Here is a 10,238-nt window from a genome sequence, read left to right as displayed (position 1 = left end):
CACCTGCTGTGCCGTCGTGCCCGCGCGGATGTCGTTGACGCCCTCGAAGACGATGCCGGGGCCCCGGCCGCGGCGGGCTCGGGCTCGGGCGCCTCCTGGAGGACGACGTGGGCGTTGGTGCCGCCGATCCCGAAGGAGCTCACCCCGATCCGGCGCGGCGTCTCGCCCTCGGCCCAGGGCCGCAGCTCGGTGTTGACGAAGAAGGGGGTGGTGGCGAAGTCGATGCGCGGGTTGGGCGCGCGGAAGTGCAGGCTCGGCACGAGCGTGCGGTGCTGGAGCTGGAGGACGGCCTTGATGAGGCCGGCGATGCCGGCCGCGGTCTCCAGATGCCCGATGTTGGACTTCACCGAGCTCACCGCGCAGAACCCGGTGTCCTCGGTGGACTGCCTAAAGGCCCGGGTGAGCGCCTTGATCTCGATGGGGTCGCCGATGGGCGTGGCGGTGCCGTGGGCCTCCAGCGCGGTGACGGTCCGGGCCGGCACGCCGGCGGCGCGCAGCGCGTCCAGGACGACGCGTTCCTGGCCGGCGGCGCTGGGCGAGGTGTAACCGACCTTGTCGGAACCGTCGTTGTTGACCGCCGAGCCCTTGAGCACGGCCAGGATCCGGTCGCCGCCGGCCCGCGCGTCGGCCAGCCGCTTGAGGACGACCACACCGGCCCCGCTGCCGAAGACGGTGCCCTGCCCGTCGGCGTCGAAGGGCCGGCAGTGCCCGTCGGGCGAGTAGATCAGCCCGCGCTCGTAGAGGTAACCCGCGCGGTGCGGCACCCGGACGGTCACGCCGCCGGCGAGGGCGAGGTCGCAGGCGCCGGTGAGCAGCGCCTGCGCGGCCTCGTGCACGGCCACCAGCGAGGTGGAGCAGGCCGTCTGCACGGAGACGGCGGGCCCGGTGAAGCCGAGCTGGTGGGCGGTGCGGGTGGCGAGGAAGTCCTTGTCGTTGTGGATCTGCAGCTCGAAGGAGGCGGAGTCGAGGGTGACGCGCCGCCCGCCGAGCAGGTTCGACATCAGGTACGCGGGCATGCCGGCGCCCGCGAACACCCCGCCGGAGCGGACACTGCCCGGGTCGACGCCGGCGTGTTCCATGGCGTGCCAGGCGCACTCCAGGAACAGCCGCTGCTGCGGGTCGAGGAGGGCCGCCTCGCGGGCCGTGAAGCCGAAGAAGCGGGCGTCGAAGAGGTCCACCCCGTCGAGGACGGGCGCGGCCGCGACGTACTCCGGCCGTTGGTAGAGGCCGGGTTCGACGCCCTCGTCGACGAGGTCCTTCTCGTCCAGGGCGGTGATGGACTCGACGCCGTCGCACAGGTTCCGCCACAGCGCGTCGACGTCCCCGGCCCCGGGGAAGCGGCCGGCCATGCCGATGACCGCGATGTCCCGGGATCCGTCGGCGGGTTCGGGTGCGGGTGCGGGTGCGGCGGCCGTCATGCGGCGCTTCCCGCCGGTACGCCCTGGGCGAGGGCGTGGCGGCCGATGTCGTGCCGCGTGGCGCCCTTCAGCGCCAGGTCCGCGCAGATCTCGCCCCACAGGGGAACGAACTTGAAGCCCCAGCCGGCCGTGGAGACGACGACGTTCTCGCCGCCGTCGACGAGCCCGGCGGCGGTGCCGAGGTAGAACTGGCGGGAGGGGTCGGCGGGCAGCACGGCCAGGCAGGTCGAGGTCTGGACCGGCTCGGGGTCGGCCCAGGGCATGTGGGCGGTGACCCAGTCGGTCACCCGCTCGACGTGGCGGGGGTCGGGGATGCCGGTGGCCTCGCTCGCGTGGCGCAGGGGGTTGACCTCGAAGTCGGGGCCGAGCCGGACCTCGTTGTCGGAGGCCCAGGGGTTGGGCGGGAAGCCGTAGAAGAGGTTGGTGTCCTCCTCGGTGGGCTGCTGGAAGGCGAACCAGAAGGGCCGCTCCGCGTCGGCGCGCTGCCGGTAGGAGACCAGGGCCATCTCGAAGAGGGAGACGTCCAGCGAGACGCCCCAGGAGCGGGTGATGTCGTTGACGTGCCCGCCGTTGGCGAGGACGACCTTGTCGGCGCGGTAGGTGGTGCGCGCCGTGCGCACGGTGACGCCTCCGGTGTCCGGGGCGACCTCGAGGACGGGCTCGTTGGCGCGCAGCAGCGCGCCGTGTTCCTGGGAGAGCTGGAACAGCGCGGCGAGGGTGCCGCGGACGTCGATGGAGCCGCCGTCGCGCTGGAGGAAGCCCTCGTAGTGGCGGGGCAGGTTCGTGAAACCGTAGCGGTTCTCGATGTCCCGGGCGGTCAGCCACTCGTACGGCACGGACATCTCGTCCATGGCGCGGGCGGTCTCGGCGATGTGGCCCTCGTTGGTCTCGACCTCGACATCGCCGAACCAGAGGCTGCCGACGGCGTGGATGAGCCGGCGGCCGGCGAGCCGCTCCAGCTCGTGCCAGAGCGGGAGGGTCTCCAGCGTGAGGGCGAAGATGTCGCGCTGGGTGTACTGGAGCCGCCAGTGCCGCTCGCTGCCGCTGGTGCCGGTCCGCTCGTTCAGGAAGCCGTACTGCTCCAGGACGAGCACCTTGGTGTCGCCGCGGCGGGCGGCCTGCCAGGCGGTGGACAGGCCGATGGGGCCGCCGCCGATGACGATCAGGTCGTAGTGCTCGTGGTCGTTCATGACGTTCAACTCACTTCTGAGGGCTGAGGGGCTGCGGGCTGAGGGGCTGCGGGAGCAGGGCGGTGACGGCGGCGACGGCCTCGGCGGGGTGGTCGCGGAGGTAGAAGTGGCCGCCGTCGAGGAGGCGGAGCGTGAAGCCGGCGCGGGTGAAGTCGGCCCACTCGGCGACGTCCTCGGCGCCGAGGGCGGGGTCGCCGGTGCCGCAGAAAGCCGTCACCGGCACGTCCAGCGGCTCGGCGGCGGAGGGGTCGTAGGAGTCGAGGAGCCGGTAGTCGGCCCGGACGACCGGCACGATCAGTTCGCGGAGCCCGGGGGCGGCGAGCTCGCGCGGCCCGACACCGCCGAGCCGGGCGAGCTCCTCCAGGAGCCCGTCGTCGTCACGTTCGTGCACGCCGCCGGAGGTGACCGAGGGCGGCGCGTACTGGCTGGAGACGATCAGATGGTCGGGCACGGGATAGCCGGCACGTTCCCAGCGGTGGGCGACCTCGTAGGCGACCACCGCGCCGAGGCTGTGGCCGAAGAAGGTGAACGGCCCGTCCAGCAGGGGCGCGAGGCCCTCGGCGAGCCGGTCGGTGAGTTCGGCCATGTCCTCGGCGAACGGTTCGGCGGTGCGCTCCTCGCGGCCAGGGTACTGGACGGCGAGCAGTTCGACATCCGGGGGCAGCAGGTCGCGCCAGGGCCGGTAGGCCGAGGCGCCACCGCCGGCGTGCGGGAAGCAGACGAGCCGGTGGCGGGCCGGCGTGGGGCCGGGCAGCCGCCGGGCCCAGGGGGAGGCGTGGTTCACCGGCGCTCCCCCTTCTCCCGCTGCTCCTGCTTCTCGCGGGCCTCGGCGGCGAGGCGCCCGGCGACGTCCTGCCGCAGCGCCTTCTTGTCGATCTTTCCGATGCCGGTGAGCGGCAGGGCCTCGACGATCTCCAGGCGCTCGGGGAACTTGTAGGCGGCGAGCCCCTGTTCCTGGAGGAAGCGGCGCAACTCACGCAGGCCGACGCCCTCCTGGCCGCTGGTGACGACATACAGGCACACGGCCTCGCCGTACAGCGGGTGGGGCATGGCGACGCCGGCGGCCTGGGCGACGGCCGGGTGACGCTGGGCGATCGTCTCCAGTTCCTCCGCGGAGATCTTCTCGCCGCCCCGGTTGATGGTGTCGCGCACCCGGCCCTCCAGGACGACGTTGCCGTCCGCGTCGAGGCGGACGACGTCGCCGGTGCGGTAGAAGCCGTCCTCGGTGAACGCCCCGGCTGTGGCCTCGGCATTGCGGTAGTAGCCGGCCACGGTGTACGGGCCGCGGGTGAGGAGCTCACCCATGCCGCCGGGGGCGACGGGCATGCCGTGGTCGTCGACGACCCTGATCTCGTCGTCCGGTGCCGCGGCCCGGCCCTGGGTGTGGAAGAGCACCTCGTCGGGGTCGTCGAGGCGGGTGAAGCACAGCAGTCCCTCGCTCATGCCGTAGCACTGCTGCACGGTGGCGCCCAGCACCGGCCGGACGCGGCTCGCGGCATCGGCGTTGAGCCGTGAGCCGCCGACCTGGAGGACCTCCAGGCTGCCGAGGTCGTACGGGCTGCCGGGCGCGGCCGCGAGCCACTGCAGGACGAGCGTGGGGACGAGGGTGCAGTGCGTGACGCCCTCGCGCTCGATCAGCTCGAAGGCGGCCCGCGGGCTGTGGGGGTCGGCGAGCACGACCCGGCCGCCGGCGATGAGGGTGCCCAGGACGCCGGGGCAGTTCATGACGAAGCCGTGGGTGGCCGGCATGACCGCGAGGTTGACGGTGTGTTCGGAGACTCCGGCGATCTCCGTGGCCGTGCGGATCATGTAGCCGTAGCCCTCGTGGGTGCGCGGGATCGCCTTGGGCAGTCCGGTGGTCCCGCCCGACAGCAGGAAGACGGCGGCGTCGCGCGGGTCGGCGGTGACGGGCTGCGGCACCGCGTCCGGCCGGGGCCGGCACAGCTCCGTCAGGTCCTCCTCCCCGGGCCCGAGGCCGGTGCCGTCGCGGACGAGGAGCAGGCGCAGGGTGTCGTGCCGCTCGCGCAGCCGGCGCGCCAGGCCGAGCTGGTCGAAGCGGCGGTTGCCGGTCTCGACGGCGAAGGCGACGGGCCGGGTCACGGAGAGGATGTGGTCCAGCTCGTGCTCGCGGAAGGCCGGCAGGATCAGCACGGGCGGCGCCCCGAGGGTCATCAGGGCCAGCACCAGCACGACGTACTCGACGCGGTTGGACAGCTGGACGGCCACGCGGTCGCCCGGTGCGATGCCGAGCTCCCGCAGCCGGGCGGCGGCGCCGTGGACGGCCTGCTCCAGTTCGCCGTAGGTGAGACGGCGTTCGCCGTCGACGAGGGCCCAGGCCTCGGGCCGGTGGCGGCACCGGTCGAGGACGAGCGCGCCGACCGTCTCCGGGCGCCACAGGCCGGCCTCGCGGTACCGCCGCGCCCGGTCGGGGTCGATCCGGGGGACGTCGTGGGCCGGCCGGGTGTCCACCGGGGCGGTCATGCCGCACTCCGCCGTGCACCGGCGATGAGCTCGGCCAGCCGGCCGAGGGTGTGGTCCTCTTCGTCCCACAGGTCGACGGCGAGCCCGAAGCGCTGTTCCAGCGCGAGCTGGAGCTCGGTGGTCTCGACCGAGCTCAGTCCGAGTTCGGTGCGCAGCCGCCACTCGGGGGCGGCGTCGCGCAGTTCGTCTCCGTCGACGCCTATCTCGGTGAGCGTCTCGATCACCGCGTTCATCGACAAGGGGATCAGTCCTCCATCGTTCCGAGGGCGTTGATGTTGCGGGGGGGCGGGCGTCAGGCGCCGTGGTCGCGCCGGGCGACGTCCCGGGCGAACGCCTGCCAGACGCGGGCGCATTCGTTCGCCACGTCGACCATCGCGTCGACGCAGTGCGGCGGGACGCTGCCGACGATGGCGTCCCAGTTGGCCAGGGAGAGGTCGTGGGCGCACAGCAGCCGCAGCAGTGCGCGCCCGGTGTCGGTCGAGCGCAGGGAGGGGTCCTGCCGCAGGGTGCGCAGCCTGGCCAGCGACGGCGGGGGCCGGTCGCCGGACGCGGCACGCGTACGGCTGGGGGGCGCGGCCCCGCCCGCCGGCGGTGCGGCGGGCGGGGCCGGCGGGACAGCGGGCGGTTCGGCGGCGGGACGGGCCGGGCGCCGCCGGGAGGGGACGGGGTCCTCCCCCTTCTCCAGCCGTCTGCGGACGTCCTGCGCGGTGCCCAGGGAAATGCCGGCGGAGTGCGCGATCTCCCGGAGGGAGGCGTGCGGCCTCTCGTTCAGCAGCCGGCCGGCGACGATCCGGCCCTCGATCGCACTGACCGGATGTATGCGCCCGTCCCGGCCGAGCCGGTCGGTCTCGTTCAGCCGCGGATTCTCCTCGGCTGAACGCCTGCGGATGACGGCCACCGTCTTGCCCGACAGTCCGGCCGCCGCGCCGATCGACCGGTCCGACCACTCGGGGTAGGTGGTGAGGATGCGGGCGGCGGCGGCCTTGCGGTCGGCGAGCGAGAGCGGCAGCCCGTGCGAGGTGTTGGCCCGCACGGCGTGCACGAAACTCTCCTCCTCGGTGCCCTCGAAGAACTCGGCGCGGATGGTGGTGGCCCCGCGCAGCTGCGCGGCCCGCACCCGGTGCACGCCGTCGAGCACGCGCAGGGTGCTGCGGTGCACCACGATGGGCGGGAGCAGGGCGGGGTCCGTCTTGGCCAGGGCCCGGACGTGCTCGGGGTCCTGGCCGCCCAGCCGGGGCGAGCCGGTGAGGTGGAGCAGGGCGATACGGATCACCACGATCCGGCCGCGTGCCGGGAGAGGGGCCGGGCGGAGCGGGCGGGCCCGGTCGAGGCGGGGTGCGGGCGCGTGCGGGGGCTTCGGCGTGAGAACGCCGTACACCGGGGCGGTCATGGGTGCGCTCCCGGCCTCAGCCGGCGGCCAGCACGGTGGCGGTCCGGCGCCCGGCCAGGCCCTCCAGTTCGGCGAGCGACTCGTCGAGGGCGTCGACGAGGTAGTCGACCTGGGAGGGGCGCAGCCCGGGGTGGCAGGGCAGGTTGAGGTGCTGGTCGAACCAGATCCGCTCGGCCGTCGGGCACTCGCCGCGCCGGTGGCCGCGGTGCCGCCATTCCGGGGTCAGGTGCAGCGGGAAGTAGCGCAGCTGGATCTCCACGCCGCGCCGGTCGAGGGCGAGCAGCAGCCGGTCGCGCAACTCACGGTAGTCGGCGAAGCAGGTGTAGAGGTGGTGAGCGTGCTCGCTGTGGCCCGGGGCGCGCTGGGGGGTGACGAAGGGGTAGCGGGCGATGACCTCGTCGAGGCGGGCGGCGATGGAGCGGCGGATGCCGCCGACCTCCTCCAGCCGGTCCAGCTGGGCCAGGCCCACGGCCGCGGCGGCCTCGGAGAGGGCGGCGTTGCTGCCGGCGTACCGCACCCGGCTGACGCGGTCGCTGTAGACGTGGGCGGAGTACTTCATCCAGGGCAGGACCAGCGGCTGGTCCGGGTCGATGGCGGTCTCCGGCTCGGTGACGGCGTCGACCTCGTTGCCGCGCAGCCGCTCCAGGCGTTCGGCCCAGTCGTCGCGGTCGAAGGTGAGCATGCCGCCCTCGCCGAGGGTGGTGATGTTCTTGGAGTTCTGGAAGCTGAAGCAACCGATGTCGGCGAGGGAGCCGGGGCGGCGTCCCTTGTACCGGGTGCCCACGGCGTGGGCGCAGTCCTCGACGACGAGGACGCCGTGCCGCCGGGCGATCGCCATGATCTCGTCCATGTCGGCGGGGCAACCGCCGTAGTGCACCAGCAGCAGCGCCTTGGTGCGGGGCGTGATCAGCGAGGCGAACACCGCCGGGTCGACGGTGAGGGTTCCGGGTAGGACGTCGCAGAACCTGACCGTGACGTCCCGGTGGTCGAGCAGCGGCATCACGGTGGCCTGGTAGGTCTGCGGCGTGGCGATGACCTCGTCCCCGGGCTGGAGGTCCAGCAGCCGTATGGCCATCTCCAGGGACACCGTGCCGCTGGTGACCGACAACGCGTGCCGGCTGCCGACGAGCCGGGCGAAGCGGTCCTCGAAGCGGTCCCGCATGCCGGCGAGGGACAGCGGCGCGTCCCCCCGTACCAGTTCCGCCAGCGCCGTGATCTCGGGCTCGGCAAGCACACTCCCCCGCTTGGCGCAGGGCACTACATAGCTCCTGTCCGTCATGCGAACCATCCAAGTGATGTGTCAGGTGCGCTGGAAGGGACGGCCGCGGTCAGCAGGGTCAGGACGGGGTCAGAATGGTCAGTTCCGTGTGCCGGGACGCGTCTGCGGAAACGGCCGAGGGGCCCGGCGGCACGATGCCGCCGGGCCCCTCGTCACCTGGGGTTTCTCAGGGGTGCAGGGGTCCCTCGCAGGTGTAGGTGGAGGTGCCCGCGGTGCCGTCGGACCAGATGTCGACGGGGCCGAAGGAGCAGTTCATGTCGGCGAAGTTGTTGGCGGCCGGCTCGGCGCGGTCGAGGACGAAGTAGTCGACGGTCTCCACCATGTCGGCGAAGACCTCGTCGGGATCGTGGGAGTCGGCGAGCCGGGCGGTGACGCGGCCCGTGCAGGTGAAGCGCGGCTTGCCGTTGGTGTCGCCGTTGCCGGTGCAGACCGGGGTCAGCCCGGTGGCGGAGGCCAGGGCCGAGGTCACGGCGTCGGGGCGGGCGAGCCGCAGGGAGCCGACGGGGACGTAGTGGGTGTCGGGGACGAAGAGGCCGTCGACCTTGGCGATCTGTTCGTCGAGGAAGGCGTCGTACTCGTGCTGGAGCGCGGCGTTGGCGCCCAGACGGGTGCGCCAGGCGTCGAAGCCCTTCGGGTCGTCGGCGCGCTCGTAGCCGTACATCTCACGCAGCAGCGACGGGTGGTGGGTCCACAGGAACTCGAAGAACGTGCCCGCGTAGTTGTAGAAGCGGAAGCCGTCGCCGTCGTAGGTGGCGTGCAGCAGCCGGTCGACGCTCATGCGCGGGCCGCCGCCGGCGGTGTCGGCGATGACGCCCTTCACGAGGGACTTGCGGACCTCGACGCCGTCCTGGCGGGTGCTGCCGGCGAAGAACTCGGCGGTGCCCTCGTCCATGGCGGTGGTCAGGTCGTTCGCGAACCAGCGGGGGTCGCCGAACATGCCGGGGACGGCCCAGCGGCCGTTGAGGTAGTGGGTGTACTCGTGGCGGAAGAGCTCTTCCAGGGTGAGTGAGGAGTCCTGGGGGACGCGGCGCTGGTAGGTGTAGAAAGTGGCGCCGTCCTCGATGTAGACGCCGCCGTTCTGGGTGCCCATGCCGGTGAGCAGGGGGTGGAGCACCTCGTAGTCGGCGCGCGAGGCGTAGAGGTGGATGTGCAGCGTGGCGTTGGGGTCCCCGGTCAGCGGCCGGTCGGTGCCCAGCACGTCGAAGAACTGGGTCTTGACCTGCTTGCTCGCGTAGTAGAGCTGGTCGACGGTGGCCGCGTCGAGCGCGGTGCGGACCTGGATGCCGCCCTTGTCGTAGGTGTACGTGCGGGGGAAGACCCGGGCCTCGATCTGCGGTACGCAGACCTGGTACCGGTCGCAGTCCTGGAAGAAGATCAGCCAGGAGGCGACGGAGGCCCAGGGCGCGCTGAGGTCGCCGAAGTTGGCCGTGGCGGTGCGGAGGAGGGTGCCGAGGTCGGCGAGGACGGCCGGCTTGAGGCTGTCGATCTGCCCGAAGCGGCCGTACTCGCTCAGGGCGTCGCGCACGGCCCAGGCGTTGGCCGTGTTCTTCAGGTGGGTGTAGCCGGAGTAGGCGCGGAAGGCGGCGCGGTATCCGGAGTCGGCGGCGACGGCGGCGCGGAAGGCGGTGTCGTTGTTGCCGGGGTAGATGCCCAGGTAGTTGACGGTGAGCGCGCCGAAGACCGCGTCGCCCCAGCTCGGGTCGGCGGCGGTGCCGGTACCCGGGGCCAGCGTGCCGAGGACCCGTGCGATCAGGGCCGTCTGGTACTGCCGCAGGCCGGTGGAGCTGCCGGCGATGAGGGCCTCGCGCAGGGTCTCGGCGTTCTGCCGGGTCGGGTCGAAGGTGTGGGCGGCGGTGCCGAACGCGGCGATGGCGCGGCGCATGGCGTCGATCGTGGCCGGGTCGGTGAGGTCGATCTCGGTGTGCGAGAAGTCGTGGTAGACGGCGGCGTGCAGATAGGTGAAGAGCTCCAGGAGGTGGGTGGCGTCGGTGCCGCCGTGGGCCGGGGCCAGCGCGGCGGCGCGCCGGGCGACGGCCTGGACGTGTGCCGGTGACAGGACGGGGACGAGCCGGGGGTCCCAGGTCCAGATCAGGCCGTGCAGGCAGCCGCCGGCCGTGACGGCGGGGTCGGTCAGGAAGTCCGCGAGCCGTTCGGGGGTGAGTCCGGTGATGCCGTCGAGGGTGCAGGGGACGGCGCCGCCGAGGGCTCTGGGTACGGGTCTGCCGGTGTCCGGCTTTCCGTCGGCGAGGTCGCCGGGTATGTGCCCGGGGCTGATCCTGCCGCCGCCCGGCACGGGCGTGCGGGAGGAGGGCGTCGCGGGCTTGGCGAGCCGGTCGACGTGGTCGTGGGGGTCGGTGGGGTTCGGGGGGGTGTGGGGGGCCGCGGTGGTGGCCGTGGGGGGTGTGGCGGGGCGGGCCGGGGCCGCCTGCGCCGTCTGGACCGCCGGCAGGGCCAGGCAGCCCGTCAGGGCAGCGGCGAGA

The 10,238-nt window shown here is 73.2% G+C and carries 8 protein-coding genes; all 8 read right to left on the bottom strand.

All coding sequences use genetic code 11. From position 1 onward, the window contains the following. A partial coding sequence (locus tag AB0K09_RS23090; RefSeq protein WP_366067274.1) for a polyketide synthase occupies positions 1-1,418 on the bottom strand: 1,418 nt, incomplete at its 3' end. Then, positions 1,415-2,608, bottom strand: a complete 1,194-nt coding sequence (locus AB0K09_RS23085) for an FAD-dependent oxidoreductase (protein ID WP_366067273.1) — start codon at positions 2,606-2,608, stop codon at positions 1,415-1,417. The genes AB0K09_RS23085 and AB0K09_RS23090, both read right to left, overlap by 4 nt. Before the next feature lie 10 nt (positions 2,609-2,618). Next, complete coding sequence (locus AB0K09_RS23080; RefSeq protein ID WP_366067272.1) at positions 2,619-3,392, bottom strand: alpha/beta fold hydrolase; 774 nt, start codon at positions 3,390-3,392, stop codon at positions 2,619-2,621. Continuing rightward, positions 3,389-5,089: an AMP-binding protein gene (locus tag AB0K09_RS23075; protein WP_366067271.1), complete on the bottom strand. Its 1,701-nt coding sequence runs from the start codon at positions 5,087-5,089 to the stop codon at positions 3,389-3,391. The genes AB0K09_RS23080 and AB0K09_RS23075 overlap by 4 nt, the downstream gene beginning before the upstream one ends. After that, positions 5,086-5,322, bottom strand: a complete 237-nt coding sequence (locus AB0K09_RS23070) for a phosphopantetheine-binding protein (protein ID WP_366067275.1) — start codon at positions 5,320-5,322, stop codon at positions 5,086-5,088. The genes AB0K09_RS23075 and AB0K09_RS23070 overlap by 4 nt, the downstream gene beginning before the upstream one ends. A 59-nt stretch (positions 5,323-5,381) precedes the next feature. Beyond that, entirely contained in the window at positions 5,382-6,479 is a 1,098-nt protein-coding gene (locus AB0K09_RS23065) for a ParB N-terminal domain-containing protein (RefSeq protein WP_366067270.1), read from the bottom strand. 16 nt (positions 6,480-6,495) lie between these two features. Continuing rightward, a complete protein-coding gene (locus AB0K09_RS23060) occupies positions 6,496-7,758 on the bottom strand; it encodes a DegT/DnrJ/EryC1/StrS family aminotransferase (protein WP_366067268.1) in 1,263 nt (420 codons plus the stop codon). Positions 7,759-7,924: 166 nt separating this feature from the next. Further along, a partial coding sequence (locus AB0K09_RS23055; protein WP_366067266.1) for a collagenase occupies positions 7,925-10,238 on the bottom strand: 2,314 nt, incomplete at its 5' end.

This window comes from Streptomyces sp. NPDC049577, from assembly GCF_040675635.1.
Lineage (GTDB): Bacteria > Actinomycetota > Actinomycetes > Streptomycetales > Streptomycetaceae > Streptomyces.
Note: the sequence above shows the minus strand (reverse complement) of the source record. Positions and strands in the feature narration are given on the sequence as shown.

Excerpts from the sequence above, each read along its gene's own strand:
- AB0K09_RS23085 (WP_366067273.1), bottom strand. The coding sequence starts at position 2,608 with ATGAACGACCACGAGCACTACGACCTGATCGTCATCGGCGGCGGCCCC.
- AB0K09_RS23075 (WP_366067271.1), bottom strand. The coding sequence starts at position 5,089 with ATGACCGCCCCGGTGGACACCCGGCCGGCCCACGACGTCCCCCGGATC.
- AB0K09_RS23070 (WP_366067275.1), bottom strand. The coding sequence starts at position 5,322 with ATGAACGCGGTGATCGAGACGCTCACCGAGATAGGCGTCGACGGAGAC.
- AB0K09_RS23065 (WP_366067270.1), bottom strand. The coding sequence starts at position 6,479 with ATGACCGCCCCGGTGTACGGCGTTCTCACGCCGAAGCCCCCGCACGCG.
- AB0K09_RS23060 (WP_366067268.1), bottom strand. The coding sequence starts at position 7,758 with ATGACGGACAGGAGCTATGTAGTGCCCTGCGCCAAGCGGGGGAGTGTG.